The organism is Actinomadura napierensis (assembly GCF_039529375.1).
Classification (GTDB): Bacteria; Actinomycetota; Actinomycetes; order Streptosporangiales; family Streptosporangiaceae; genus Spirillospora; species Spirillospora napierensis.
The window spans coordinates 15,033-40,798 of the sequence record NZ_BAAAMR010000085.1 but is presented as its reverse complement, the minus strand read 5'-3'; the positions used below and the strand labels follow the sequence as shown (position 1 = coordinate 40,798).

Below are 25,766 nucleotides of genomic sequence, written 5' to 3'. Positions count from 1 at the left end.
GCGCCCGGCGGCGAGCGCGGCCAGCGCCTGCGCGCCGCGCCCGGCCGCCTCGCCGCCGCGCCCGAGGACCCGGCTCATGCCCAGGGTCAGCACGACCGCCGCGTCCAGCACGATGTCGGCCTCGACGCCGCTGCTCATGTGGGGGTCCCTCCCGGGTGGATCTTGCGGTCCCGCTGCCAGCGCTGCAGCCGGACGCCGGCCGCCACCGCGTGCGCGACCGCCCCGGCGACCATCACCAGCACCCACAGCACGCTCGCGATCGACGTCAGCGCCGCCGCCAGCAGGAGCAGGAGCAGCAGCGGCACCGTCGCGGCGAGGAGCAGGAACCCGCAGCCGCGCCGGTCATTGCGCCGCGCGGCGCCCGACATCGTCCGCGACGCCTTGGACAGCCCCCGGCCGCCCGCGCCCAGCACCTTCGATATCAGCGACCACGGCCCGTAGGAGAGGTAGTCGCCGCCCTGCGCGCGCGCCAGAATCACCTCGGCGCCGCATTGCACGCCCCATGCGATGAACGACAGCACGGCCAGCGCGGCGAAGGGGACGCCGCCCGACGAGGCGTGGAGGCCGACCGACGTCGTCCCGTTCTCCTTGCCCCCGCCGCCGAACAGGCTGCCGACGACCCAACTGACCGCCAGCCAGACCGCCAGGATCGGCAGCGTCCACACGACCGCCCGCGCCATCGCCGCGTTGCGTCCCGCGAGGCGTTGCCGCTCGCGCTCGGCCCACTGCGTCCGCAGGGCCTCGGAGCGCTGCGCCGCCGCGTGCCGGTCGCGCGCCCGCGCCTCCGCCTCCACGACGGCCTCCGGCAGGGCGCGGGTGACGGCGAGCAGCCGCAGCGGATCGTCGCCGGCCCCGTCCGCCATCCACGTGAACCACGGCACCGGCTCCGGGACGGCCCGCCGGGCCCGCGCCGCCCCCTCGGCGAGCGACCGGTGCGTCTCCGCCGGACGCGCCGCGAGCGCGAGCAGCGCCAGCAGGACGGCCGGCGGGTTCTCGGCCTCCGCGTCCGGCAGCCGCGCCGCCAGTCCGGCGGGCGTCGCGTCCTGCCCGCGCAGCCAGCGCGCCAGGTCGTTCCACGCCGCCACGTGCGCGCGCCACTGGGCGTCGGCCCCGGCCAGGCCCTCGCCGCCCGCGAACCCGGCGAGCACGCGCAGCAGCCCGTGCTCCCACAGGTCCCGCCCGATCCGGCAGGCCACCGGGTGATCGGGATGCCTGGGATCGGCGGCGAGCGCGGCGAGCGCGGGCAGGTCCTCGGCGGACGTCCTCCGGCCGAGATAGTGCGGGGGCAGCGCCGGATCCAGCCACAGGACGAGATGCAGCAGCTTCACGTCCGCCGGCAGGGCCGTCGCGAGGTGGCCGTCGACGAGGTCGATGCGGCTGTCGTCGGGCACGTCCGCGAGCCAGTCCCGCAGGCTCCGCCACGCCTCACCGGACTCCCCGCGCCCGAAGAAGTACTGCGCGGCGTGGTCCCAGTTCTCCACCAGCGCGCGCGCCAGCGCGTCGCGCCTGGTGTAGCGGTCACCGCGGAACGGAAGGCCGGTGCCGGTCTGCGGCGCCTCCTCCGCGACCTGCGGGGACCCGCCGTCCAGCCACGCGGAGACCTGCTCGCCGATCCACCTGCGCCGCGGGTCGCGGGTCAGCAGGCCCTGGCACAGCAGCCGCAACCGCGCGTCCGGCACGTCGTCCGCGCTCACCGGACGCGTCGCCAGGTGATCGACCACCACGGTCTCGCTCAGCCCCTGGAACGGCGCCCGGCCCGTCGCGCACTCCCGGACGATCATCCCGAGCGACCACCAGTCGCGGGCCGGCGACACCTGCCCCGACAGCGACTCCGGCGCCGCGTAGGCCAGCGTCCGCGACGACGAGGCGAACACCACGCTCGCGTCGAGCACCCTGCTCAGCCCGAAGTCCGCGATCGCCAGCCGCAGCGGCCCCCGGTCCAGGACCAGCACGTTCTCCGGCTTCAGGTCTCGGTGCACGATGCCGGCCCGGTGCAGCGCTGCCAGCCCGTCCGCCAGCTGCGCCGCGACCTCCGTCACGGTCTCCTCCGGCAGCGGGCCGTCCATCAGCGCGCGGAGGTTCCCGTCGGGGGCGTACGCCGCCACCTCGTAGTCACGGCCGTCCGCATGTCCCGTCTCCAGGATGCGGAGCACGTGCGGCGAATCGAGGGCGGGCAGCTTCTCCCACACGTCCCGGTCGGCGTGGTAGCCGCGGCGGAACACCTTCACCACGAACTGCTCGCCCTGCTCGTCCCGTACCAGGAGCAGATCCGACTCCGCCCCCTGCACGGGCAGCTCCGCGACCGCCTGGTACCGCTCCGCCAGCGCCGCCGGCAGCCGCATCAGCGGATCGCCGGGCGCCGCCTCCGCGTCGCGCCGCGTCGCCCCGGGGCCGGACCCCGCCCCCGGCGTCCGTGGACCGGGCACCCGCGGGTCCCGCCGGGTCGCCCCCGCGTCCCGCCGCGTGTCGCGGGGACCGTCGCCGCCGGATCCGGTCGCGTCGAACTCGCCCACCGCAGCCCCGTCTAGTCCTTGTCCTTGATGGCCCGCAGATACTCGACCTCTTTGAAGCGAACGACCATCGCCTCCATGAAGATCCGAGCCAGCATCGCTTGGAAGAACCAGACCACGGGCGAGGCGCAGATGATGATGAGGCCGAGCAGCCAGCCATTGCGCAGCCCCATGACCCATATGCCGATCACCACGACGATCAGGGCGGACAGGCTGACCAGCAGCAGCGACAGGATGTAGAAGCCCTTGATGAGCTTCGGCGTGACCAGGCTGTTGAAGTTCACGTCGAACAGCGCGGCGAGCAGGCCTTTCTCGCGCGGGTCGCGTGGGGGCGGCTGCCAGCTCTGCGGCTGCTCGTAGGGGCCGGTGCCGAAACCGGGGCGGGGGCCGGGGACGGGCCCGGGCCGCTGCTGCGGCGGCGGGCCGTACGGTCCGGCGGCCGGGCCGGGCTGGCCGGGCGCCGGTGGGCGCGGTGAGTGGCCGGGGTCCGATGGGTGCGTCATCGCCGTCGTCTCCAGTCTGGGGCCGCCTATGGGAAGACTCTAGAGCCTGATCCGGGCGTCCGGCCGGAACGGGAGGCGCGGCTCACCGGGCGTGCCGCGGTTCTCGCGGGCGCGCGCGCCGGGCACGCTGCGAAATAACGGCGGCACGGGTCGTGACGGTAATGCCTCGAAACGGGTCGGCAACGAGCAGGTCAGTGTATTCGAGTCCATTCGGCGAGAGCATGGGCCCGTGGGCCTATGTCGGCGTTCGGCTTTTGGGGCCAGGGGCTTAAGGGCCTCGTTCTACCTGCGGATTTCCCTTATATTTGATCATTGTACGAAAGAAGTTCACCTGGCCGGCGACCGTTCTCGGGACCGCTCCAAGCGCTTATCGGGTAACTTCTCGCGAGTCCGTCCGATTGGCTGTATTAATCCTTGATCGGGATGGATTTCGATGGTTATCGTGGCCCGCGGGCGCCGAAAATCCGTCCGTGGCGCGGCACGGTGCCGGGCCGTCCGGTGGAGGGTGTGGTGAGGCACGTGACCGACCGGGACCCCGCGTGACGCTGGTCATGCTTCTCGACGACGTCCCCAGCCTGGGCGTCATCCGCGGCGCCGTCGCCGAGCGGTCGCGGACCGGGTTCGCGCCGCTGACGGACGAGGGGCTGGAGTTCACCGGCCGCATCGAGGGCGCGCTGGCGGGGAGTCCGGCGGTGCTCGCCCTCTACCCGTCGTGGCGGCCGGACGCGGCGGGCCGGCTGCTGCGGTTCGCGCGCGCGTCGCTGGGCACCCGCCGCCTGGCGATCGTCCCGCTCGACCTTCCGCCGCTCGCGCTGTCGCTGGTGGCGGACCAGCTGGCCTTCCTGGCCCCGTACGTCGAGCCGGGGACGCTGGCCACCGTCGCGCCGCGGCTCGCCGGGCTGATGGTCGCCGGGGCCCGGGTGAACAGCGTCACCCGGCTGGAGCACGTCCGGACGGGCTTCGGCGACCACCTCGCCTCGTACCTGCCCGGCAGCGAGTTCCTGGTCACCGCCGCCCCGCACCAGGCGGTGCACCGGGTGGCGGGGGACGCCGCGCCGCCGGCCGGGTACGCGCCGCGCCCCCCGGTGGTCGTGCTGGCGGCGGAGCACGGCGGCGACGGCGCCTGGGTCCGCGACCGGCTGGGGCCGGCGCTCGGCGCGGTGTCGGTGACGGCGGTCGACGACCAGCCGCTCGGCGCCGAGTACTGGCGCGCGAAGCGGTACGTCGAGTTCGTGGCGTTCAGCGGGGACAGCGGCGTCCTGCAGTCGGTGGTGCGGGCGGCCGAGTGCGAGCCGTGCCCCTGGTGCGGGACGCCGGTCGGGTCGCCGGTCTGCCCGTTTTGCGCGATGGTCCAGCCCGTCCGGACGCCGCCGCCCGCCGCCGCACCGCCGCCGGCGCCCGGCGAGCCGGGGGCAGGGCGGGCGCTGACGTCTCCGCCGACGGACCGGAGCGCGTCCGCGCCGCAGGCGCGTCTGGTCACCGCTCCGCCGTGACTGGGGGCCCCGCCGTGCCCCTCGAATCCCCGTCCCCGTCGCGATCGAACGGAGTCCCATGAACCCCCGACAGCGCCGCGGCGTGCTGCTCATGATCCTCGCGGCGGTGGGCGCCGTGGCGGTGTTCGTGTCGGTCCTCGGCTATGTCGGCTCGGTGCGGGCGGAGGTCGGCGAGAAACGGCAGGTGCTGCGGCTGAAGGTCGCCGTCCCCGCCTACGCGCGGCTGGACCCGGGCATGGTCGAGCGCGTCGAGATGCCGGCCAAGTGGTCGCCGGACACGATGCTCACCGACCCGGCGTCCGTGGCGGGCAAGGTCGCGCCGGCCGCGCTGGTCGCGGGCGCGTACCTGCAGCGGGGCATGCTGATCGACGCGCCGCTGCTGCAGCCGGGGCAGCGCGAGATCGCCATCATGATCGACGCGGAGACGGGCGTCGCGGGCAAGGTGAAGCCCGGCATGGTCGTCGACATCTACGCGACGTTCCAGCAGCAGTCGCAGCGCGACCAGAAGTCCTGCGCGTCCCGGATCATCCGCCGCGCGCAGGTGATCCAGGTCGGCCGGACGACCCGGCAGCGCGCGGGCGCGAACGCCCAGGACGTGAACACGGTCGTCCCGATCACGTTCGCGCTGGCGGCGGACGACAGCGTGAAGCTGACCTACGCGGAGGCGTTCGCGAGCCACGTCCGGCTTGCGCTGATCGGCGGCGACCAGGCCGACGCGGCGAGCGACCCGGTGCGCAAGCTCGGCGCCACCTGCGACATGCCGGCCGCCCGGTGAACGGCCCCGTGGACGGCCGGCCCGTCAAGGTGCTGCTGGCCACCGCCGACCGGGACCTGGCGGACCTGCTGAACGCGCAGTTCCGGGAGCTCGGCGCGGTGGAGGTCGCCGGGGTGGAGACCGGCGCCGCGGACGTGGTGGGCGCGGCGGCGGGCGTCCCCGGCCTGGACGTGGTGCTGCTGCACCAGGCGCTCGGGCCGCTGCCGGCGCTCGACCTGATCCGCGAGCTGGGCGTCCGGCACCCGCACCTGCCGGTGGTGCTGATCGCGGAGGAGGCGACGGCGGAGACGTTCGGCGCGGCGATGGCGGCGGGCGCGCGCGGCGTGATCTCCACCGAGCCGACGCTGTCGGAGCTGCAGAGCCGGGTGGAGGCGGCGGCGGAGTGGGCGCGGACGATGCGCCGGCACTTCGACCCGTCCGAGCAGAGCCCGCTGCCGGGCCGCGTCGGGACGGTGCTGGCGGTCTGCGGCGCCAAGGGCGGGACGGGCGCGACGACCGTCGCGGTGCATCTGGCCGTGGCGGCGGCGACGGCGGGGCGCGGCGTGTGCCTGGTGGACCTGGACCTGCAGAAGGGCGACGCCGCCGGCTACCTGGACGTCGTGCACCGGCGCAGCATCGCCGACCTCGTCGGGGCGGCCGACGACCTGGACGGCCCGACGCTCGCCGAGGCGCTGTTCGTGCACCGCCTCGGCGTGCACCTGCTGCCCGCGCCGGCGGAGGGGGAGCGGGCCGAGGACGTCCCGGCCCGCGCCGCCCGGCAGATCCTCGCCGCGCTGCGGGCCCGCTACCAGGTGGTGATCGTCGACTGCGGCGCCCAGCTGTCGGAGGCGAGCGCGATGGCGGTGGAGCTGGCCGACCGGGTGGTGGTCGCGGCGACCCCGGACCTGCCCGCGCTGCGCGGCGCGAAGCGGCTGGTGCGGATGTGGGGGCGGCTGCGGATCCGCAAGGAGGAGGACGTCGCCGTCCTGCTGAACCGGCACGACCGCCGCAACGAGGTCCAGCCGGACCTGGCCGCGAAGATCGTCGGGGTGGAGCTGCTCCGGACGACGGTCCCGGCGGCGTACCGGGCGCTGGAGGACGCCTCGAACACCGGGGCGCCGGAGGCGGTGCGGAGCTCGGACTTCCGCAAGGCGATCAGCGGGCTGGTCCGGGAGACGGGCCTGCTGGACGAGCCGGCGGAGCCGGAGGGCGGGCGCGACCGGGGCGCGGCGTCGGTGGACTTCGCGGCGACCGTCCCGCTGGTGGGGCTGGTGCTGCTGCTCTGCTGGCAGGCGCTGCTGACCGGGCTGACCTCGATGTACGCGAGCCACGCCGCGGACGAGGCGGCGCGGGCGGTGGCCGTCGTCGGCTACGGCACGCCGGAGGCGAGGCAGGAGGTGCGGCGCCGGGCCGTGGCGCGGGTGTCGGGGCCGTGGGGCGGCGAGGACGTGCTGCACCTCGGCGTCGAGGACGGGTACGCGAAGGTGACGATCGACGTCCCGGCCGTCCTGCCGGGCTGGTCGTCGACGTTCGGCCTGACCACCCGCGCCCGCATCGTCCACGAGGACGCGGAGGGCGGGTGAGGACATGGCCGGCCACGCCGACCCCGCCGCCGACCGCGGGACCGCCTCCGTCGAGTTCGCCGCTCTGCTGCCGATCGTGCTGGCGGTCGTGCTGGTCTGCTTCGAGGCGCTGATGGCGTCCGTGACGGTCGAGCGGGTGGAGAACGCGGCGCGGACGGGCGCCCGGGTGGCGGCCATGCGCCAGGACGCGTCGGCGTGCGTCCCGGCGGCGGGCGCGGCGCTGCCGGGCTGGCTGAACGACCGGACGCTGCGCGGCGCGGACGCGGGCGGCGACGGGGTCTCCTGCACCGTCCGGGCGAGGGTGCCGCTGCTGTGGCGCGGCGTCCCGCTGGACTACACCGTGACCCGCACCGTGACGATGCCGACCGGATGAGCAGGGGCCGACCGGATGAGCCGGGGCCGACCGGATGAGCGGGGGCCGGGCGGATGAGCGAGGGGCCGAACGGGTGAGCCGATGGGACTGAGGGACCGCCTGGAGGACGGGCGGCTGAACGGCGCCGCGGTCGGCCGCGGCGGGGTGTCGCACTGGCGCCGCCGGCTGCTGGAGGAGGTGAACCTCGACGAGCTGGCGCTGCTCGGGCTGGCGCAGCGGCGCGCCCGGCTGGAGAAGGTGACCGGGCACATCGTCGGCCGCGAAGGGCCGGTGCTGTCGCCGGGGGAGCGGGCCGCGCTGATCCGCCGGGTGGTGGACGAGGCGCTCGGCCTCGGCGTGCTGGAGCCGCTGCTGGCCGACGAGACCGTCACCGAGATCATGGTGAACGGCCCGGACCACGTGTTCGTGGAGCGGGACGGCCGGGTGGAGCGCGTCGACACCGCGTTCGCCAGCGAGGACCAGCTCTACCAGACCATCGACCGGATCGTCGCGCAGGTGAACCGCCGGGTGGACGAGTCGAGCCCGATGGTGGACGCGCGGCTGCCCGCCGGCGAGCGGGTCAACGTGATCATCCCGCCGCTGTCGCTGGTGGGGCCGGTGCTGACGATCCGCCGGTTCCCCCGCTCGTACACGATCGAGGAGCTGGCGGGCCGGGCCAGCCTGGACGCCCCGACCGGGCTGCTGCTCGCGGCGTTCGTCCGGGCCCGGCTGAACCTGGTCATCTCGGGCGGCACCGGGACGGGCAAGACGACGATGCTGAACGCGCTGTCGGCGTTCATCCCCGACCACGAGCGGATCGTCACGATCGAGGACTCGGCGGAGCTGCGGCTGCGGCAGGAGCACGTGGTGCCGCTGGAGTCGCGGCCGCCGAACATCGAGGACAAGGGCCGGATCACGATCCGCGACCTGGTCCGCAACGCGCTGCGGATGCGCCCGGACCGGATCATCGTCGGCGAGGTCCGCGGCGGCGAGACCCTCGACATGCTCCAGGCGATGAACACCGGCCACGAGGGGTCGATGGTGACGGTGCACGCCAACTCCACCGAGGACGCGGTGCACCGGCTGCAGACGCTGGCGAGCATGAGCGACGTCCGGCTGCCGTTCGACACGATCCGCGACCAGATCGACGGCGCCGTCGACGCGATCGTGCACCTCGGCCGGGGCCCCGACGGCTCGCGCCGGATCGTGGAGGTCGCGGCGGTGGCGACGCGGCGCGGGGAACGGCTCCGGCTCAAGCCGATCATGACGTTCGACGCGCTGCCGATCGGGCCGGACCGGGTGGTGCGCGGAGAGTTCCGGCACCGGCCGCTGCCCGGCGTGCTGGCCACCCGGCTCTTCCACGCCGGCGAGGGCGTCCCGCCGGCGTTCGGCGTGGAGACCGCGGACGGGGAGGGGCGATGAGCCTGCCGGTCATCCTGCTGCTGATGGCGGTCACGGCGGTCCTGGCCGTGTGGGGCGTCGGGGAGCTGGCGGCGGGCCGCGAGACGCGCCGCGGCATCGCGGCCCGGTCCCGGCTGGACGGGGAGCCGCCGCCCGGCGGGCCGCTCGTCCGGCTCGACCGGCGGCTGCGCGGCACCGAGCTCGGCCGGCTGCTGGCCCGCCGGATCGCCGCGGCCGGCCTGGCGATGCGCGTCTCCACCTTCCTGCTCTCGATCGTCGCGGCCGGCCTCGCCGCGATCGCGCTGATCGGACGGCTGCTCGGGCCGGTGTTCGGCGTCGCCGCCGCCGTCGCGGTCGGGTTCGTGTTCTTCGCCTACCTGCGCAGGCGCGAGGAGCGGCGCAAGGAGGAGTTCGTCGCGCAGCTGCCCGAGCTGGCGCGGGTGCTGTCGAACGCGGCGCAGGCCGGGCTGTCGCTGCGCACCGCGATCGCGCTGGCCGCCGACGAGCTGGACGACCCCGCCCGCACCGAGCTGCGCCGCGCCGCCGACGGGCTGCGGCTCGGCGAGTCGCTGGAGGGGGTGCTCGGCGACCTGGCCGCCCGGCTGCCGTCCCGCGAGCTCGGCGTGCTGGTCAGCACGCTGCTGGTGTCGGCGCGGTCCGGCGGGTCGCTGGTCACCGCGCTGCGCAGCATCGCCGCCACGCTGGAGGACCGCAAGGAGATCCGCCGCGAGGTGCGCACGATCCTCGGCCAGGCGGTGGTGTCGAACTGGGCGGTCGGGATCCTCGGGGCGGCCGGCATCGCCATGATCAACCAGATCGAGCCGGGCGCGCTGCACGAGATGAGCACCCATCTCACCGGCCAGCTCATGCTGGCGGCCGGCGCCGGGCTGTTCGTGACCAGCCTGGTGGTCATCCGCCGGATCACCCGGATCGACGTGTGAGGTGACCAGATGATCATCCTGCTGGCGGCCGGCGCCGCGCTCAGCGTGCTGCTGGCGGCCTGGGGCCTCGTCCTGCTCACCGGCGGGGAGCGGATCTCGGGGTCGGCGCTGGCCGCGACCGCCCCGGCGCCCGCCGCGCGGTCCGGGCGGGGCGAGGTGTTCGGGCTGAACCGGCTGGCCGGACGGCTCGGACGGCCCTTCGGCCGCCCCCTGATGACCGCCCTCGCCCCCTGGCACCGCCGGATCCGCGAGCGGATCGACGCGGCGGGCCGTCCCGGCGGCATGACGGTCGAGTCGTACGCGCGGATCACCGCCGGGTACGCGGTCCTGTTCGGCTCGCTCGGGGTGCTGCTGATCAGCGCGGGGCAGGTCCCGATGGGGCTGATCTGCCTCGCCGGGATCTTCCAGAACGAGCTGCTCCTGCTCGGCCGCGCCCGCGCCCGCCGCGACGAGATGCAGCGCGGCATGCCCGACTTCCTGGACGTCCTCGCCGTGACGGTGTCGGCGGGCATGGGGTTCCGGCACTCGCTGGCCCGGGTCGTGGACAGCATGCCGGGCCCGCTGGCGGACGAGTTCACGATCGCGCTGCGGCAGATGGAGCTCGGCACGTCGCGCCGGGAGGCGTTCGAGGACCTGCGCCGCCGCAACCGGTCGGAGATGCTGAGCCAGTTCGTCACCGCCGTCCTGCAGGCGGAGGAGCTGGGCGCCCCGCTCGCCACCACCCTGATTGACATCGCCACCGACATGCGCCGCGAGTCGGCGCAGTGGGCGCGGCGCAAGGCGCAGCGGACGACCCCGCAGGTCACCGCCGTCACCACCGCGCTCACCCTGCCCGCGCTGATCCTCGTGGTGCTGGGCGCGCTCTTCTACAGCTCGGGAGCTGATCTCGGTGCCGTCCTCGGCCACTGAACCCGGCAGAGCCGGTCCGAGGGGTGGTCCCCCCTCGGGCAGTGCTGCCCCCGGCGGAGCCGGTCCGGGGGGCGCGGGCGCGCGGTCGCGGATCGGCGCGGCGTTCCGCTTGCTCATGCAGGTGCGGACGCTGATGGCGGCGATCACGTTGCTCGTCCTGGCGGTGCGCGGGCTGACGGTCGCGACGTTCGTCATGGTGGCGTGCGTCGGGCTGCTGTCGTGGCTGGTCTCCCGGCAGGTGGACCGGATCGTCCGGCGGCTGCTCGACCATCCGCTGCTCGTCGCGCTCGACCTGTGCCTCGGGTTCGCGGTGCTGGCGGTGTGCGGGCCGTCCGGGCCGTTCTTCCTGTCCACGGTGGCGACCGCGGCGGCGGCGGGGCTGCTGTACCGGTGGCCGGGCATGCTGATCGTGTCCGTCGTGCAGATCGCCGGGTACTTCGTCACGTTCGCCGTCCCGCACGCCGACGTCGGCACGTTCGAGGCGCTGGCCGGCCAGCCCGCCTACTACCCGCTCGTCGGGTTCGCGGGCGTGGCGCTGCGGCGGCTGTTCGAGGAGCAGGCGGCGGCGGAGGACGCGCGGGTCGCCGCCGAGGGCATGGCGGCCGCCGCCGAGGAGCGCGCCCGGCTGGCCAGGGAGATGCACGACTCGCTCGCCAAGACGCTGCGCGGCGTCGCGCTCGCCGCGTCGGCGCTGCCCGCGTGGATCCGGACGGCGCCCGAGCGCGCCGAGCGGGAGGCGGCCCGGCTGGCGGACGCGGCCGAGACCGCGTCCCGCGAGGCGCGCGGCCTGCTGACCGATCTGCGCGACGCCACCGCCGCGGCGCCGCTCCCCGACGCGGTGCGGGCCGCCTGCGCCGCCTGGTCCGAGCGGACGGGCGTGGACGTCCAGGCGGACGTCGCCGGCGACGCCGGGCTCCCGCAGCGCGCCCGCCACGAGGTGCTCGCCATCCTCGGCGAGGCGCTCGCCAACGTCGAGCGGCACGCGGGCGCCGCGCACGTGACCGTCCGGCTCGCACGGGCGGCGGGAGACGTCGTCCTGACGGTGCGCGACGACGGGCTCGGGTTCCGCACGGCGGCGCTGGACGACTACGCCCGCGCCGGCCGCTACGGCCTGGTCGGCCTGTACGAGCGCGCCGAGCGGGCGGGCGGCACCGCGCTCGTCCGCTCCGAACCCGGCGAGGGCACCACCCTCCTCGTCCGGGTCGCGGCGGAGCCGGCCGGACGCGGCGGCGCGGACATGCCCGCGGAGGTGAGCTGAGTGAGCGCGACACGTGTCCTCGTCGCCGACGACAACGTCGTCGTCCGGTCCGGGCTGGTATCGCTGCTGGAGGCGCACGGCATCGAGGTCGTCGGGGAGGCGGGCGACGGGCGGCGGGCCGTGGAGCTCACCGCCCGGCTGCGCCCCGACCTGGTGCTGCTGGACGTGCGGATGCCGCTCATGGACGGCGTCGCCGCGGCGGCGGAGATCAGCCCGCTCGCCCCGGTGCTCATGCTGACCTACACCGACGACCCCGGCACCGTCCGCGCCGCGCTCGGCAAGGGCGCGACCGGCTACCTCGTGCACGGCGCGTTCACCGCGGACGAGCTGATCGCCGCCGTGCACAACGCCGCCGGCGGCGCGCACCCGCTGTCGCCCGCGGCGGTGTCCGCGCTGGTGGGAGCTGTCCGGGAGGCGTCCGAGCCGGCGGCTCCCGGGTCCGGGACGCCGCCGGACGCCCCGCACGGCGGGTTCGGCCTGTCGGCGCGGGAGGCCGAGGTGATGCGGCTCATCGTGCAGGGCGCGTCCAACGGCGAGATCGCGGGGCGGCTGTTCCTGGCGGAGAAGACGGTGAAGAACCACGTCAACCGCATCTACGCCAAGCTCGGCGTCACCTCCCGCGGCGCCGCCATCGCCCGCTGGATCGGCACCGCCGGCGACCTGTGACGTCTTGTCGGCATCGGCCCTCTGGGCCCACGGGACCGGGCCCGCAATTGGGACGGCGGGCCCTGGGAATGGCGCGGCCGGCTCAATACTTTTGTGGCCGTATGACGACGAGGGTCCACATCCCGATCCCAGGGAATGCCCGCCGGAAAGGACCGCGATGATTTCGCTCGCGATGCGGAAAGAGCTCTTGGACGACCGGGGAGCCGACATCTTCGAGTGGGCCGGAATGCTCATCCTGGTGGCCGCCGTCATCGCCGGGCTCTACGGCCTCGGCATCGTCGACACCACCACCGGCGGGGTCGACAAGGCGATGAGCGGCATCTTCAAGGGCGAGGCCGATGGCGGGGGCGGCGGAGGCGGCGACCACGACTCCTGCCAGGTCGCCAAGCACGTCGACCTCTGTCCCTGGTGAGGGCGCGCCCGTGACCGCCCCTTCGGTGCCACAGAATTCAGGAGGTTCATCATGAATGCGCTGCTTCCCGTCTACGTGCGGTCGCGGTCGTCCATCCAGGCCGCCGGCGAGCGGGCCGTGCTCTTCTTCCGGGGCCGCGTCGAACGGCTCAAGAACCCCGATGACCGCGGGGCCGACATTTTCGAGTGGGCCGGGATGCTGATCCTGGTGGCCGCGATCATCGCCGGCCTCTACAGCCTCGGGATCGTCGACACGGTCACCAAGGCGGTCGAGGACGCGCTCAAGCAGATCTTCGAGGGCGACCCGGGCGGCGAGGGCGGCGACTGATGGGCGGTGCCTGATGGACGGTGCGGTCGCCGCGGGAGCGGCGGTCGCGGGGACGGCCGCCGGCTGGCTGGCCGCCCCGGCCACTGCCGCCTACCGCGGGCCGCTCGCGCCGCGTGCTCGCCTCGGGATCGCGGCGCTGACCGGTGTGGTGCTCGCGGCGCTGGCGGCCCGGCTCGGTGCCCGCGCGGATCTGGTGGCGTTCGCCTACCTCGGCGTCGCGGGCGTCCTGCTCGCGGTGATCGACGCTGCGGTGAAGCGGCTGCCGAACGCCCTCACGCTGCCGTCCTACCTGATCGGGTTCGCGCTGCTGGCGGCGGCCGTCCCGGTCACCGCGCACGGCGCCGTCCGGCTCGCGCACGCGCTGGTCGGGATGACGGTGCTGTGGGCGTTCTACTTCGTCCAGCACTTCCTGCTGCCGCACGCGATGGGCGGCGGCGACGTGAAACTGGCCGGTGTCCTCGGCCTCTACCTCGGTTGGCTCGGTGAGGCGGCATGGGTGACGGGCGTGGTCGCCGGTTTCCTCTACGGCGGCGTGTACAGCGTGACGTGGCTGCTCCTCGGCCGCGCCGGGCGCAAGGACGAACTGCCGTACGGGCCGTTCATGCTGGCCGGCGCGCTGACGGGCGTGCTGTTCGGCGGCTGGTTCGCACGGTGAGCCGGCCGCGCGTGCGGGGCGACGAGGGCGCCGCGACCACGATCCTGGTCGTCGGGATGGCCCTGTGCCTGCTCGCGGCCGTTCTGCTGTTCAGCCGCGTCGCGCAGGCCGGCGACATGCGCACCCGGGCGCAGCGCGGCGCCGACGCCGCCGCCCTCGGCGCGCTCGAACCGCTCCGGCTGCGGCTGGTGGAGATGGCGCTGTCCGGGACCCCGCCCGCGGGCCTCGGCGCCTGGCTGCTCGACGACGACGCCCCGCAGAACGCGGCCGGACGCTACGCGCGCGACAACGGGACGCGCGTCGACGGCAAGGTGCATCTCACCGGGCTGGACGGGACGTACGCGAAGGTCAAGGCCGTCACCGCCGACTGCCAGCTCAAGAAGGAGAGCGAGCTGACCGAGCAGGAGAAGGACGACCTGCGCCACGGCCGCCACCTGTGCACCGACAACAGCGGCAAGAAGGGCATCGGACGGGTCGGGAACGCGGTCGCGATCGCCCGGCTCGTCGTGCCCGACTGCGCCTACGAGTTCTCCCCGGTCCCGCCGGGCGAGACGGCGCCCGAGGAGCAGCCGACGGCCCCGGCCCGGCTGGTCTGCGACGGCGCCGTCGCCTGGCCGGGCGGCGACGCGACGGCACTGAAGAAGAAGTTCAGGCTCCGGCTCGTCGACAAGGAGAGCGACGTCGCCTACAACGGCTTCCCGTACCAGAACATCGGATTCGGGGGCGAATTCCCACCGCCGGGCCCGCTGCCCGCCGGGACGCCGGAAATGATCCGCCGCGCCATCGCCTTCGCCGAAGCGCAGCTCGGCACCTGGTACCAGTGGGGCGGAACATGCACGTCCCCGAGCCGCGCCACCGCGACGATGGGGAACTGCGACTGCTCGTCCCTCGTCCAGATGGCCTATCGCGCGGCCGGGATCTCCATTCCCCGCGTCACCTATGACCAATGGCGATTCGGGCAGGGCATTCCGGCGGGCCAGGAGAAGGCGGGCGACCTGGTGTTCTTCCGCATAGGTCCGCGCGGTCCCGAACACGTCGGGCTGGTCGTCGACCCCGCCACGCACACGATGATCGAGGCTCCGCACACCGGCGCGACGGTCCGCTACAACACCTATACCGATTACGTCGGCTTCCGCCGTCCGTACGCGGGATGAATGGGCCCGTGTTTGGGTCTCCGGACTCATTCCAAAATGGCTTGACGGTGCGAATCTTCGGGGCGTGTCCCCCTTCCAGCGCCGCCGCGGCGGTCCCGCCGACCGGGGCGCGTCCGTCCCGGAGTACGTCGGGATCCTGGCGCTCGTCGCGGCGGTCTGCGCGTCCCTGCTGGTACTCGGCGTCCCAGGCCAGACCAGTGACGCGGTCTGCCGGGCGCTGCACCGGATGCACCTCGGCGACGCCTGCGCGGGAGGCGGCGGAAACCGCGGCCGGACCGACCCCGACGAGCCCACCACCGCCTGCACGACCGGAATCGAAACGAAATACCTCGAAGAGACCGTGACGATCCCGACCCGCATCAACGTGCGGACGAACAGCCGCGGCACCGTCCAGCTCACCCGACGGGTCGGGCCGGACGGGAAATCGTCCTGGGAGGTCACCGACTTCACCTGGGGAGAGGGCGGCGTCGCCAGTCCCGACCTCGACTTCGGATTCGGCAAGTTCGGCATATGGGGCGGCGGGCAGTTCACCAACGGGACGGTCTACTCCTTCGACGACGAGAAGGACGCCAAGAAGTTCTTCGACGACCTCGTCGACCACCGCATCGGCAACACCGCGAAATTCGTCGTCCGCACCAACCCGGTCACCGGCGGGTTCTCCTGGCTCGTCGGCAAGACCCCGTGGGTCGGCAAGTACTACGACCGCTGGATCGGCGGCAGTGAACCCGACAAGGAGCCGTCCGCCGACTACCAGGAGGGCGGCCCGACCGGCGGGTTCAAGGGCGAGCTGAACCTGTGGAAGGTGAAACTGCCGTTCAAGGCGCGCGGCTGGCTGATCGACGGCACCCGCACCGACCGCAAGACCGGCGAGCGCACCACCTACTACACGGAGAAGGGCGAGGGCGAGATCGGGTTCCTCGTCGACCTCGGCGACATCTGGAAGGTGCTGCCGAAGGGCACCCGCGAGCGCGCCGCGGCCGGCGCCGCCGACGCCCTGACCCTCGCGGTGAACGAGATCGGCAAGCGCGCCGGCGCCAAGGGAATCGAGCTGACCCCGGCCGAGACCGAGAAGATCAAGGGGCAGATCCGGGTCAATCCCAACATCGGCCTGAACGTCAAGCACCGTGGCCAGACCACTTGGGCCTACACCGAGGACAAGGACGGCAACCCGCTCAGCCTCACCAAGACCTCGAACTCCCAGAACGTCATCTACTTCCGCGCCGACGGCAAGGCGACGGGGTCCCTCGAAGGCGACAAGGGGGAGCTGACCGCCGGAGCGCAGTGGATCCTCAGCTCCGAGCGCACCGTCACCGACAAGACCCTCGACTACTCCGACCCCCAGGACCGGCAGGCCATGGAGGACTACCAGCGGACCGGCGACGACGGCGCCCTCGACGACTACTTCGACGGCGGCGGCGGACGGATGTCCCGGCTGACCTACGACGTCACGGGCGACACGGGCAAGCTCGACGCCAAGGGCGAGACCGCCGGGAAGAGGAAGCTCGGCGGCCTGTTCGAGAGCTCCAGCGAACACCAGACCAACACCCTCACCGGGGCCCAGTACTACAAGCCGGGGGAGGGGTGGGTGCCGTGGAAACGCTGCCTCGGCTGACCGCCTGCGCTGCCCTGGCCCTCGCCCTCGTCGGCTGTTCCGCGCACCACGACGACGCCCCGCCCGTCCCGGCGGGTTTCAGCGAGCACCGCGCCGACGTCTACACGTTCGCCTACCCGTCCGGCTGGACGCTCCGCCCCGGCACCGAGGACGGCGGCGCGCCCACCCTCGACGTCAACGGCCCGGAACTGCCGTCCGGCGTCGACGACGGCCAGATCCACCTCGGCCGCCGCGACCGCTACACCGGCACGCTCGACGGGCAGCTCGCCCAGTTCCGCGGGCTCGCCCTGCTGAACGGCTACCACCTCACCGCCGCCCGCCGGACGGACCTCGACGGCGCCGACGCCCGCCGCGTCGAAGCCCGCTACGAGATCACCTCGGCCGACGGCACCCGCACCCCCATGCACCTGACCGGCCTCTACGTCCTCACCGGGCGGCGGACGCTGCTCGAATTCATGATCCGTTCGCCCGATCGCGGTACCGCCGCCGCCCGGGTCCCCGCGATCCTCGGATCGTTCCGGCTGAAGGAAGGACGATGAGGCGCCGCATCACCGCCGTCGCCTTGGCGTCCGTCGCCGCATGGGCGGCGCTCCGCCTCCTCGACCTCGTTCCCCCCGGCCGGGCGGTGCCGCTGGTGGCCGGGCCCGCCCTGCTCCTTCTCGCGCCGCTCACCGTCGCCGCCGACCTCTCCGCCCGCCGCCGCACGCCCGCCCGCGCGACCGGGACCGTCCTGACCTGCGAAGGCGAGGGCGTCGAGCCGTCCGGCTGGGAGTACACGCTGACCGTCCGCTTCACCTCGGCGGACGGCCGCGACCACGTCATCACCGAATCCGGCCGCCCCCGCCGCCGGCCGGCCGACCCGATGGCCGTCCGCTACAACCCCAGCGACCCCGCCCGCGCCCGCCTCGACCTCGGCACCGCGCCCGCCTGGACGGCCGCCGCCGCGCTGCTGCTCATCGGAGCCGTCGTCACCTGGTTCGCCGCCCGCTGAAGGAGACCCATGCCCGACCGCCGCCGCGTCGCCACGACGGTGCTTCTCGCCGCATCCGCGGCCCTGGCCGTGCTCGTCGCGCTCGCCGTCCTGGTGGCAGCGGTCGCCTTCGCCGCACCGGACCTCGCCTCCTCGGACACCTCCTACTGGACGTCCGCCGCCGCGGCGGTCCTCGTGCAGCTCCCCATCGGCGTCCTCGCGGCCCGCCTCACCGGCCCCCGCCTGCGCCGCGCCGGGGTGTCCGGGGCCGTCGCCCTTCCGCTTCTCACGGTCCTCGGCCCGTCCGTCCCCGCCGTCCTGGCGAACGTCCGCCCCATCGAGCACGTCAGCGCGCCGCTCGGCCTGCTCGCCGCCCTCTGCGTCCTCGCCGCCGGCGCCCTCCTCGGCCTCCGCCGGCCGGCGCGCGCGAGCACCTCGCTCTACTGAATTAGGCCCCCGATTGGGCCTCGAGACCCATGTGCCCCCACCGTCCCTCTCGTTTCAATGACGGCACCATGCCTCCTGAAGACGGTGCCGACCTCCCGCCTCTCCCGCTGGACCTCCCGGGCTTCCCCGCACCCCCGCAGAGCAGCCCTCCACCCCCGACCACCGTCGAGCCACCGCCCACCGCACCGCCCACCGCACCGCCCGACGAACCGCCCCCCGCCGCCGAGCCGAGCAAAGCAGTGCCTGATGGGACGCCCGCTGCTCCACCATCGTCGGACGCCCCGGCCCCACCGGCCGCGCCCGAGCCCGCTGCTGGGCCGACCTCGGCGAGTTCGTCTGGCGGTGAGGCGACGTCTTCGGACTCGCCGGAGGCTGTCCCGGCGGTCGCCACGGCACAGCCTGCGCCTTTCGGCGCCGCGGCGCCGGACGAGGTGCCTGCGTCCGTGCGGGTGGCCGGCGGCCCGCCCAGGCGAGTAGGGACGCTCGGCCACGGGGGCGCGCCGGCTCCTCCGGTGGTCGGGGCGCCGGTCGGCGGAGGTCCAGGGTTCGCGGGGCCACGGGTCTTCCGGCAGGCGGCGGGTCATGGCGCGGGTGGGCGGCGGTGGCGGCCTCCGTTGGTGCTCGTCGTGGGCGTCGCGGCGTTGCTCGTGGTGGCCTTGCTGGCCGGCGTGCGGGCGCTCGCCGGAGGCGGTTGCGGAGAACGGCTCGCGCTGAACGTGGCGGCCGACCCGGCGGTGGCGCCCGCGGTGACGGCGCTGGCCGGACGGTTCAACGACGCGGACCACGAGGTCGACGGGCGCTGCGTCGAGGTGACCACGAACACGCTGCCCTCGTCGGCCATGGCGCTGGCGCTGGGCGGTGACCGGTCCGCCGCGCAGGCGCGCGCGGACGCCTACGTCCTGGACTCGTCGCTGTGGCTGGAGATCGCGGGCCGGACCGCCGAGCGGACGGGCACCGCGCTGCCGAGGCCGGTCGGCTCGGTCGCGAGTTCGCCGGTGGTGTTCGCGGTGGCGAGGGACGCGGCGCCGGGCGCGCTGTCGTGGCGTGCGATGGCGCCGGGCGGGAACGCGTCCCTGCGGCTGCTCGCGCCGGAGGAGAACGCGGCCGGCATGGTCTCGCTGCTGATGGCGAAGCAGGCGGCGGGGACGGGGGACAAGGCCATCGCCGGGTTCACCGGGATCCTGCAGTCCGCGCAGAGCGTGGACGGTTCCGCGCAGGGCGAGGCGGCGGCGTTCGACGGGCTGGTCCGGTTCGGCGGCGGGAGCACGCCGGTGCTGGCGGTGCCGGAGCAGGCGGTCTGGCGGCGGGCGGCGGCGGGCGGCACGCCCGTCCGGGCGGTGCTGCCGGCGGACGGGACCATGAGCCTGGACTTTCCGCTGGTCGCCGCGCCGGGAAAGAAGGCCGACGCGGCAAGGCGGTTTCTGGAGGACGTCCGGTCGCGGGCGGGGGCGGACGCGCTGGCGAAGGCGGGCCTGCGTCCGGCGGGCGGCGGCGCGGCGAAGGGGGTGTCGGCGGTGACCGGCGTCGCGGCACTGCCGCGGACGGCGCCCGCCTCGCCGGGTGCGGTCAGCGAGGCGCTGGAGATGTGGCGGCGGATGCATCTCGGTACCCGCATGCTCACCGTGATCGACGTGTCGGGGTCGATGCTGGAGCAGGTGCAGGGGACGCAACGGTCGCGGATGGCGGTGACCACGGGCGAGGTCGAGAAGGGGATGTCCCTCCTGCCGGACTCCGCCGACATGGGGCTGTGGGCGTTCTCCACCGGAATGGACGGCTCGCGCCCGTACAAGGAGCTGGTGCCCGTCGGACGGCTCGGCGCGGCGGACGGGGGGCTCACGCATCGCGCCGCGATGCAGCAGGCGCTCGGCCGGATGCGGGCGAAGCCCGACGGGGACACCGGCCTGTACGACTCGGTGCTCGCCGCGTACCGCAACGTCAAGGCCGGCTACCGCGGCGACATGATCAATATCGTGCTGGTGTTGACCGACGGGAGGAACGACTTCGCGGGCGGCCTGTCGGAGCAGGCCCTGCTCTCGCAGCTGAAGGCGGAGTACGACGCGAGCCGGCCGGTGCAGGTCGTCGGCCTCGGCTTCGGGCCGGGCGTCGACCTCGGCGCGCTGCAGCGGATCGCGCAGGCCACCGGCGGCGCCGCCTACCAGATCCGCGACCCGCGGCAGATCCACGAGCTGTTCCAGCAGTCGGCCGCGCTGAAGATCTGCGACGACCCGCGCCAGTGCCCGGTCGGCTGACCAACGGATCGGGGTCCGCGCGCGGGCCGCCCGGATTCCATGGGCGGGCCGATCGGGGTCCGCGCGCGGGCCGGGCGGGTTATCGTGCCCGAAACTCCCTCAGAGTGCCGGAACGGGCGAGGTGCGATGGTCGCGTTGGTGCTGCTCCCGGTCGGGCTCGCCGCCGGCCTCCTGCTGGCTCCGCTGGCGGCCCCGTTCACCGGCGGCGTCCCGTGGACGCGGCGGCTGGCCATGGGGGCGGTCACCGCGGCCGTGTTCGGGGCGATCGGATGGCGGGCCGGGACGGAAGCCGTCCTCGCCGCGCTGCTGTACCTCGCGGCCGTCGGCACCTTACTGGCCTTCGTCGACGTGCGGGTCCAGCGGCTGCCGGACCGGTTCACCCTCCCGTCCTACGGCGTCGTCGCGGCGCTGCTGGCCGTCGCCGTGCCCTTCACCGGCGACGGGCTGAGCCGGTTCGGGCACGCGCTCATCGGCATGGCGGCGCTGTTCGCGCTGTTCGCCGTCCAGGCGCTCCTGGTCCCGACCGGGGTCGGGTTCGGGGACGTCAAGCTGGCGGGGGTGCTCGGGCTGTGCCTCGGGTGGTTCGGGACGCGCGCCTGCGTGACCGGCCTGCTGGTGACGTACCTGGTCGGCGGCGCCATCGCCGTCGGGGTGATGATCGTCCGCCGGACCAGCAAGGGCGAGTTCCCGTTCGGCCCCCCGATGCTCATCGGGACGCTCGTCGCGGTGCTGTGGGCCGCCGGGTGAGCCGGCGGGCGCCGGTCACGCGCAGGGGTTCTTCTGCCCGGCCTTGACGCCCCCCTTGATCTTGTTGATGGCGGCCGGGGCGACGCGGACGCCCTTCGTGCCGACGACGAGCCGGACGCCGCCGCCGGGCGCGGAGCCGTCCGCGGTGAGCAGCGCGTCGGGCACGTCACCGGCCAGCGCCGACGCCTGCGCCTCGGCGGACGGGTTGTAGACGAGGCGGCTCTCCGCGGCGGGTGCGGCCTTCTCCGTCTTCGCGGCGACCTTGAAGCCACGCTCGTGGAGCTGGCGGACGACGCGCGCGACGACCGCCTTCTTGGCGCCCGCCGCGGCCACGGTGACCTCGACCTTGCCCGGCGACGGCGGCGCCTGCTCGGAGGGGGCGGGCTTCGCCGGTTCGGCGGGCAGGTCGTTGTCGTGCTGGATGGCGTCGAACATCGGCTTGGCCTGCGCGGCGTTCCACTGGACGCGGTTGGGGTCGGGGGCGTAGCCCTCGACCGGGACCGTGACGAACCGGACCTTCCCGGCGTCCATTCCCTTGAGCCCGTCCGCGAGCTTCTTCATGGTCGCCAGGTCGAGGCCGTCGTCGGTCGTCATCGACTTGGTCGCGGCCTTGAGGAACTTGTAGGTCTTCGCCGGGTCGGTGAGCACCGAGCCGCTGGTGGCCTTGTCGACGACGGCGGCCATGAACTTCTGCTGTCGCTGGATGCGCTCGAGGTCGGAGCCGTTGCCGAGGGAGTAGCGGGCCCGCACGTAGCCGAGGGCCTGCGTCCCCTTCACGGTCTGCTTGCCGGCCTTCAGGTGCAGCTCCGCGCGCGGGTCGTCGACGGGCTTGTCGACGCAGATCTGGACGCCGCCGAGCGCGTCCACCATCCGCTTGAAGCCGGAGAAGTCGATCTGCACGAAGTGGTCGATGTGGATGCCGGTGAGCGTCTCCAGCGTCTTCCAGGTGCAGGTCGGCCCGGCCAGGGCGAACGCGGAGTTCAGCATGCCGAACTGGGCGGGGACGGTGCCGCCGCCGTCCTTCTCGCACGCGGGGATCTTCACCATCGAGTCGCGGGGGAAGCTGACGCCGACCGCCTGGTCGCGGTTGGGCGACAGGTGCAGCAGGATCGCGGTGTCCGAGCGGGCGCCGGTCACGCCGTCCGCGGCGTACTCGGCGTTGTCGCCCGCGCGCGTGTCGGAGCCGAGCAGCAGGACGTTGAGCGACTTGTTGAGCTTCTTCGGCCGGTCCGTGCCGAGCTGCCCGCCGACGTGCTTCTGGTCGATGCCGCCGACGATGTCGTGGTAGAGCCAGGCCGCGCCGGCGCCGCCGGCCACGACCACCGCCGCGGTGCCGATCGCGGTCCAGCGCAGGAACCTGCGGCGGCGCGCGTGCGCCGCGACGGCGCGGCCGGGGGCGGCGTCGTCCTCGGGGATCGGGGAGGCGCCGGTTCCGTGGGCGGCGGTGTCCCCCGCGAGATCGTCGCGGCCGGGGTCTTTGTCGCTCATTCGTCCAGTTTCGGGCGGGCCCGGTGGGGGCGCGTGGTCTGGGAGGGTTCGTCAGTCTAGGGAGAGGCGGGAGGCGCGTACATTCTCTTGTTTGATGCGCGATACGCCCGATCTGTTGACGTCGGCGGCCGGAATGTGGTCCGGATCCCTTGCGCCGGGGTTTTCCGTACGATCGGTCCTGTGGACGACGGGTGGGTGATCGGCGGCCGGTTCACCATGCTCGACCGGATCGGGGCGGGCGGGACGAGCCGGGTCTGGCGCGCCTACGACCAGGCGGAAGGGCGGTACTGCGCGGCGAAGCTCGTCCAGCGGCGGGGCCGGACGTCGGTGCTGCGGGCGGTCCGCGAGCAGGCGCTGCGGCTGGCGCATCCGCATGTCGTCACCCCGTACGCGTCGTGCATGGCCGGCGATGACGTGCTGCTGGCGATGGAGCTGGTGAGCGGCGGGTCGCTGGAGGCGCTCCTCGGCGACTACGGGCGGCTGCCGCCGGCGTACGCGGCCGAGGTGCTGGACCAGGTGCTGGCCGCGCTCGGCCGCATCCACGCGGAGGGGATCGTGCACCGGGACGTGAAGCCGGCGAACCTGCTGCTGGAGCCGAGCCCGGTCGGCGCCCCACACGTCCGGCTCGCCGACTTCGGCATCGCGCTCGGCGACGACGGCCTCCGGTTCACCACGACCGGCTTCACGGTCGGCACGCCGGGCTACCTGGCGCCCGAGGTGCTCGACTGGAACCGGCCGGGTCCCCGGCAGGACCTGTACGCGGCGGGCATGGTCGGCTGGCGGATGCTCACCGGCGCGGGCGACCCGGAGCCGCACCAGCGGATCGGCGCGGCGCCCGAGGGCGTGCCGCCGATGCTGTGGACCGTGCTGTCGCACCTGTGCGACCCCGATCCCGCGCGCCGCTTCGTGGACGCGGGCGCCGCGCGCCGGGCGCTGTCCTCCTGCGACCCGGGCCTGAGCTTCCCCGCGCTGACCCTGGACGGCGAACCGCTGCAGATCTTCGACCACCTGGGCCCGCCCCCTCCGCACCGCTGAGGCGTCACCGGATGGGGGGCGCCGGGGCGGCCGGTGCCCGTGCCGGCCTCGTCCTGCGGGGCGGGGGATCAGCTCTTCTCGAAGGTGACGTCGACGCGGCGGTTCTTGGCGCGGCCCTCCGGGTCGTCCTTGCCGCCCTTCTCGTTAGGTGCGACCGGCCTGGTCTCGCCGTACCCCTTGGCGTCGATCCGCGGGCCCGCCCCCTTCAGGACGTTCTGCAGTTCGGACTTGACCGCGTCGGCGCGCTGCTTCGACAGCGTCAGGTTGTAGCCGGCGTCGCCGATGGAGTCGGAGTGGCCGGACACCTGGACGGCGCCGTGGGCCTGCCGGAGGCGCGGGGCCAGCTGGGCGATGCGGCGCTGTGCGGCGGCGGTGAGCGTCGCCTTGCCGAAGTCGAACAGGACGTCCGCCGAGATGCTGACGGTGACCTGCCCGCCGTCGGTCTTCTCCTGCTCCAGCGGGACGACCGCCTGCTCGAGGTCGAGGCCGACGACGGAGGCGCCGGTGTCGAGGGGCAGCACGCTCGCCGTCAGGCTCGGGTTCGGCTCACCGGGTTCCGCGGCGGCCGCCGCGACAGGCGGAACGACGAGCGCCGCGCCCAGCACGCCTGCGACGACGGCGGTCCTGCGCTTGCGGCTCACCGCTGGACCGGGACGTCGTGGAAGGTCGGCCACGACCCGATCTGCACGTCGATGGCCTTCACGTTCTCCGGCGGGGCGGCGAAGGTGTAATAGAAGGGGGTGACCTGGTCGTTCGCCATGGTGGTGAAGATGTCGTCCGTGCTGAGCGACTTGCCGTCGGAGTCCTTCACGATGTTGTGGCGCTTGAGGTTCACCGGGTCGATCAGGGACGTGCCGAGGGCGTGCTCGCCGTTGAGCCGGTAGGCGTTGATGCGTTGGCCGCCCGGGACGTGCGGGGTCATCTGGGTGGTGAGCGTGGCCAGCGCGCCTTTCACACGCAGCCCCATGATGGCGATGTCGACCTTGGCGCCCTGGGCCAGCGGGCTGTCGAAGGTGCCCTTCACCAGGGGTTCGGTGGCGTTGTCGAGGTTCGCCCCGTTCACGGTGCTCTTGGGTGCCGCGCCGGACGCCGGGGCCCCGGCTCCGGCGCCCTTGCCGGAGTCGCCGTCGGAGTTGGAGCAGCCGGCGAGTGAGCCGGCGAGCAGGAGAGCGGCGGCCGTCATCGCGGCCGGGCGGGGTGACAGGCGCATGTACGGCCCTTTCCGGTTCGTCGCATATGCAAAGGATGCTTGCCGTGGCACCATGGTGTAGGCCTGATACGTCATTGCGTTCGAGAAGCTAGCGTTTGCAACTGCGAAAAGTCAAGGGGGCGGCGGAATGGGCGTGGCCGCGGAGACGGTCGTCCGGAACCGGGCGCTGCAGACCGAGTGGTACGGCGAGCCGCTGGGCGAGCGCGTCCGCCGGCTGCTGGACCGGCTCGGCCTCTCGCAGTCGGGCCTCGCCGGCGTGCTCGGGCTGTCCGCGCCGATGCTGTCCCAGCTGATGTCGGCGCAGCGCGCCAAGATCAGCAACCCGGCCGTCCTGCACCGGCTGCTGGCCGTCGAGGAGCTCGCCGCCGACCCCGGCTTCGAGGCGATGGCGGCGGGCGAGGTCAAGGAGCGCCTGCGGGAGATCGGCGCGGAACCGGCCGCGACGACCGCGGGACTGCGCGCCGCGACGTCCGGCCGGATCCCGGTCGGCGGAGCGTCCGGCGAACCGGTGGCCGACGGGGCCGCGCGGCGGGCGGCGGACGGCGCGCCGGTGCCCCCGGAGGCGGCGGCGCGGCTCGTCCAGGCGCTGCTGCGCGAGGTCGCCTCCGCCGCCGAGATCGAGGCGGCCGCCGCGCTCATCGGCGACCGGTTCCCCGAACTCGCGGACCTGCTCCGCGTGTACGGCAACGGGCGCACGAGCGAGGCCGCCGCCCACTACGCGCGGACCGCTGGAAACGCCCGCGGCTACTGAGCGCGTTCGCCGGTCGGCATCGCGCGGGCGCCGCGGCGGCGGGTGGTCATGCCGTGGCGCGCTCGTCTCCATTCCGCTGGGCCATAACGACTGGTTATAGGAAGCGGGCGGTGCGGTAGCGCCATTCGAGGGCTAAAGTCTGTGGTCAGGGTCACATGCGGGTCTGGCTGTTATGTATGTCACAGCTCCCGGCGGGTGGCGTAGGGTCGCTTCGCTGGAAGCGCACACGAGCCGTCACCGCGCGCATGCGGGACGCGCCTCAGGCCGGGCGCGACGGCCTTATGGGTGCGCTCGGAACGTGGTACGGGGACACGACGACCCGAGCTCAGGAGAGCGATC

26 protein-coding genes are annotated in these 25,766 nt (G+C 74.2%); 21 read left to right on the top strand and 5 right to left on the bottom strand.

The genetic code is table 11. The annotated features are described in order from the left end of the window. Window positions 1-134: 134 nt before the first annotated feature. Both ABD296_RS35710 and ABD296_RS35705 read right to left on the bottom strand, forming a co-directional pair. The gene (locus tag ABD296_RS35710) at window positions 135-2,513 is read right to left on the bottom strand and encodes a serine/threonine-protein kinase (protein ID WP_344277785.1); all 2,379 of its coding nucleotides are present in this window, start codon (window positions 2,511-2,513) and stop codon (window positions 135-137) included. An 11-nt stretch (window positions 2,514-2,524) separates the two neighbouring features. After that, window positions 2,525-3,013: a DUF4282 domain-containing protein gene (locus ABD296_RS35705; RefSeq protein ID WP_344277783.1), complete on the bottom strand. Its 489-nt coding sequence runs from the start codon at window positions 3,011-3,013 to the stop codon at window positions 2,525-2,527. A 539-nt stretch (window positions 3,014-3,552) separates the two neighbouring features. On the opposite strand from ABD296_RS35705, the gene ABD296_RS35700 reads away from it, so the two are divergent. The 19 genes from ABD296_RS35700 to ABD296_RS35610 all read left to right on the top strand — a co-directional run bounded on the left by ABD296_RS35700 (window position 3,553) and on the right by ABD296_RS35610 (window position 20,943). Then, complete coding sequence (locus ABD296_RS35700) at window positions 3,553-4,506, top strand: zinc ribbon domain-containing protein (protein ID WP_344277780.1); 954 nt, start codon at window positions 3,553-3,555, stop codon at window positions 4,504-4,506. Window positions 4,507-4,564: 58 nt separating this feature from the next. After that, complete coding sequence (gene cpaB / locus ABD296_RS35695; protein ID WP_344277777.1) at window positions 4,565-5,281, top strand: Flp pilus assembly protein CpaB; 717 nt, start codon at window positions 4,565-4,567, stop codon at window positions 5,279-5,281. Beyond that, on the top strand, window positions 5,278-6,843 hold the full coding sequence (locus ABD296_RS35690) for an AAA family ATPase (protein ID WP_344277774.1): 1,566 nt from the start codon (window positions 5,278-5,280) through the stop codon (window positions 6,841-6,843). The genes cpaB and ABD296_RS35690 overlap by 4 nt, the downstream gene beginning before the upstream one ends. 4 nt (window positions 6,844-6,847) lie before the next feature. Further along, window positions 6,848-7,216 (top strand): TadE/TadG family type IV pilus assembly protein, encoded by a 369-nt coding sequence (locus ABD296_RS35685; protein WP_344277771.1) that lies wholly within the window; start codon window positions 6,848-6,850, stop codon window positions 7,214-7,216. A gap of 81 nt (window positions 7,217-7,297) precedes the next feature. Continuing rightward, complete coding sequence (locus ABD296_RS35680) at window positions 7,298-8,617, top strand: CpaF family protein (RefSeq protein WP_344277768.1); 1,320 nt, start codon at window positions 7,298-7,300, stop codon at window positions 8,615-8,617. Further along, complete coding sequence (locus tag ABD296_RS35675) at window positions 8,614-9,537, top strand: type II secretion system F family protein (RefSeq protein WP_344277765.1); 924 nt, start codon at window positions 8,614-8,616, stop codon at window positions 9,535-9,537. The genes ABD296_RS35680 and ABD296_RS35675 overlap by 4 nt, the downstream gene beginning before the upstream one ends. Before the next feature lie 9 nt (window positions 9,538-9,546). Further along, window positions 9,547-10,446 carry a type II secretion system F family protein gene (locus ABD296_RS35670; protein ID WP_344277762.1) on the top strand — a complete coding sequence of 300 codons (900 nt, stop codon included), beginning with the start codon at window positions 9,547-9,549 and terminating at the stop codon, window positions 10,444-10,446. Window positions 10,447-10,561: 115 nt separating this feature from the next. Further along, complete coding sequence (locus tag ABD296_RS35665) at window positions 10,562-11,704, top strand: sensor histidine kinase (protein WP_344277788.1); 1,143 nt, start codon at window positions 10,562-10,564, stop codon at window positions 11,702-11,704. Further along, window positions 11,705-12,370, top strand: a complete 666-nt coding sequence (locus tag ABD296_RS35660; RefSeq protein WP_344277759.1) for a response regulator transcription factor — start codon at window positions 11,705-11,707, stop codon at window positions 12,368-12,370. 187 nt (window positions 12,371-12,557) lie between these two features. Continuing rightward, window positions 12,558-12,782 (top strand): hypothetical protein, encoded by a 225-nt coding sequence (locus ABD296_RS35655; RefSeq protein WP_344277755.1) that lies wholly within the window; start codon window positions 12,558-12,560, stop codon window positions 12,780-12,782. A gap of 51 nt (window positions 12,783-12,833) precedes the next feature. Next, the gene (locus ABD296_RS35650; RefSeq protein WP_344277752.1) at window positions 12,834-13,109 is read left to right on the top strand and encodes a hypothetical protein; all 276 of its coding nucleotides are present in this window, start codon (window positions 12,834-12,836) and stop codon (window positions 13,107-13,109) included. Window positions 13,110-13,122: 13 nt separating this feature from the next. Continuing rightward, the gene (locus tag ABD296_RS35645; RefSeq protein ID WP_344277749.1) at window positions 13,123-13,764 is read left to right on the top strand and encodes a prepilin peptidase; all 642 of its coding nucleotides are present in this window, start codon (window positions 13,123-13,125) and stop codon (window positions 13,762-13,764) included. Further along, a complete protein-coding gene (locus ABD296_RS35640; protein ID WP_344277746.1) occupies window positions 13,761-14,918 on the top strand; it encodes a C40 family peptidase in 1,158 nt (385 codons plus the stop codon). Before ABD296_RS35645 ends, ABD296_RS35640 begins: the two co-directional genes overlap by 4 nt. 64 nt (window positions 14,919-14,982) lie before the next feature. Next, window positions 14,983-16,530, top strand: coding sequence for a hypothetical protein (locus tag ABD296_RS35635; RefSeq protein ID WP_344277744.1), 1,548 nt, complete (start codon window positions 14,983-14,985; stop codon window positions 16,528-16,530). Next, complete coding sequence (locus tag ABD296_RS35630; protein ID WP_344277741.1) at window positions 16,509-17,069, top strand: hypothetical protein; 561 nt, start codon at window positions 16,509-16,511, stop codon at window positions 17,067-17,069. The genes ABD296_RS35635 and ABD296_RS35630 overlap by 22 nt, the downstream gene beginning before the upstream one ends. Then, window positions 17,066-17,521 carry a DUF3592 domain-containing protein gene (locus ABD296_RS35625; RefSeq protein ID WP_344277738.1) on the top strand — a complete coding sequence of 152 codons (456 nt, stop codon included), beginning with the start codon at window positions 17,066-17,068 and terminating at the stop codon, window positions 17,519-17,521. Before ABD296_RS35630 ends, ABD296_RS35625 begins: the two co-directional genes overlap by 4 nt. Before the next feature lie 9 nt (window positions 17,522-17,530). Further along, on the top strand, window positions 17,531-17,947 hold the full coding sequence (locus ABD296_RS35620; protein ID WP_344277736.1) for a hypothetical protein: 417 nt from the start codon (window positions 17,531-17,533) through the stop codon (window positions 17,945-17,947). Window positions 17,948-18,564: 617 nt separating this feature from the next. After that, a complete protein-coding gene (locus tag ABD296_RS35615) occupies window positions 18,565-20,196 on the top strand; it encodes a substrate-binding domain-containing protein (RefSeq protein WP_344277733.1) in 1,632 nt (543 codons plus the stop codon). Between the two features lie 126 nt (window positions 20,197-20,322). Next, window positions 20,323-20,943 (top strand): A24 family peptidase, encoded by a 621-nt coding sequence (locus ABD296_RS35610; protein ID WP_344277730.1) that lies wholly within the window; start codon window positions 20,323-20,325, stop codon window positions 20,941-20,943. Window positions 20,944-20,958: 15 nt separating this feature from the next. Here the strand turns inward: ABD296_RS35610 and ABD296_RS35605 are convergent, their stop codons facing one another. Then, window positions 20,959-22,431, bottom strand: a complete 1,473-nt coding sequence (locus tag ABD296_RS35605) for an LCP family protein (protein WP_344277727.1) — start codon at window positions 22,429-22,431, stop codon at window positions 20,959-20,961. A gap of 180 nt (window positions 22,432-22,611) precedes the next feature. Here ABD296_RS35605 and ABD296_RS35600 point away from each other — a divergent pair, with 180 nt between their 5' ends. Next, window positions 22,612-23,466, top strand: a complete 855-nt coding sequence (locus ABD296_RS35600; RefSeq protein ID WP_344277724.1) for a serine/threonine-protein kinase — start codon at window positions 22,612-22,614, stop codon at window positions 23,464-23,466. 68 nt (window positions 23,467-23,534) lie between these two features. On the opposite strand, the gene ABD296_RS35595 is transcribed toward ABD296_RS35600, so the two are convergent. Together ABD296_RS35595 and ABD296_RS35590 are read right to left on the bottom strand one after the other, a co-directional pair. Beyond that, window positions 23,535-24,107, bottom strand: coding sequence for an OmpA family protein (locus tag ABD296_RS35595; protein ID WP_344277720.1), 573 nt, complete (start codon window positions 24,105-24,107; stop codon window positions 23,535-23,537). Then, window positions 24,104-24,676 (bottom strand): hypothetical protein, encoded by a 573-nt coding sequence (locus tag ABD296_RS35590; protein ID WP_344277717.1) that lies wholly within the window; start codon window positions 24,674-24,676, stop codon window positions 24,104-24,106. The genes ABD296_RS35595 and ABD296_RS35590 overlap by 4 nt, the downstream gene beginning before the upstream one ends. Window positions 24,677-24,803: 127 nt before the next feature. On the opposite strand from ABD296_RS35590, the gene ABD296_RS35585 reads away from it, so the two are divergent. Further along, window positions 24,804-25,427, top strand: a complete 624-nt coding sequence (locus tag ABD296_RS35585; RefSeq protein WP_344277714.1) for a helix-turn-helix domain-containing protein — start codon at window positions 24,804-24,806, stop codon at window positions 25,425-25,427. Window positions 25,428-25,766: the final 339 nt, after the last annotated feature.

Bases quoted from the DNA above. Each gene is read 5' to 3' on its own strand.
- ABD296_RS35705 (WP_344277783.1), bottom strand. From the start codon at position 3,013: ATGACGCACCCATCGGACCCCGGCCACTCACCGCGCCCACCGGCGCCC.
- cpaB (WP_344277777.1), top strand. From the start codon at position 4,565: ATGAACCCCCGACAGCGCCGCGGCGTGCTGCTCATGATCCTCGCGGCG.
- ABD296_RS35685 (WP_344277771.1), top strand. From the start codon at position 6,848: ATGGCCGGCCACGCCGACCCCGCCGCCGACCGCGGGACCGCCTCCGTC.
- ABD296_RS35680 (WP_344277768.1), top strand. From the start codon at position 7,298: ATGGGACTGAGGGACCGCCTGGAGGACGGGCGGCTGAACGGCGCCGCG.
- ABD296_RS35675 (WP_344277765.1), top strand. From the start codon at position 8,614: ATGAGCCTGCCGGTCATCCTGCTGCTGATGGCGGTCACGGCGGTCCTG.
- ABD296_RS35670 (WP_344277762.1), top strand. From the start codon at position 9,547: ATGATCATCCTGCTGGCGGCCGGCGCCGCGCTCAGCGTGCTGCTGGCG.
- ABD296_RS35665 (WP_344277788.1), top strand. From the start codon at position 10,562: ATGCAGGTGCGGACGCTGATGGCGGCGATCACGTTGCTCGTCCTGGCG.
- ABD296_RS35650 (WP_344277752.1), top strand. From the start codon at position 12,834: ATGAATGCGCTGCTTCCCGTCTACGTGCGGTCGCGGTCGTCCATCCAG.
- ABD296_RS35645 (WP_344277749.1), top strand. From the start codon at position 13,123: ATGGACGGTGCGGTCGCCGCGGGAGCGGCGGTCGCGGGGACGGCCGCC.
- ABD296_RS35625 (WP_344277738.1), top strand. From the start codon at position 17,066: ATGAGGCGCCGCATCACCGCCGTCGCCTTGGCGTCCGTCGCCGCATGG.
- ABD296_RS35620 (WP_344277736.1), top strand. From the start codon at position 17,531: ATGCCCGACCGCCGCCGCGTCGCCACGACGGTGCTTCTCGCCGCATCC.
- ABD296_RS35610 (WP_344277730.1), top strand. From the start codon at position 20,323: ATGGTCGCGTTGGTGCTGCTCCCGGTCGGGCTCGCCGCCGGCCTCCTG.
- ABD296_RS35605 (WP_344277727.1), bottom strand. From the start codon at position 22,431: ATGAGCGACAAAGACCCCGGCCGCGACGATCTCGCGGGGGACACCGCC.
- ABD296_RS35590 (WP_344277717.1), bottom strand. From the start codon at position 24,676: ATGCGCCTGTCACCCCGCCCGGCCGCGATGACGGCCGCCGCTCTCCTG.
- ABD296_RS35585 (WP_344277714.1), top strand. From the start codon at position 24,804: ATGGGCGTGGCCGCGGAGACGGTCGTCCGGAACCGGGCGCTGCAGACC.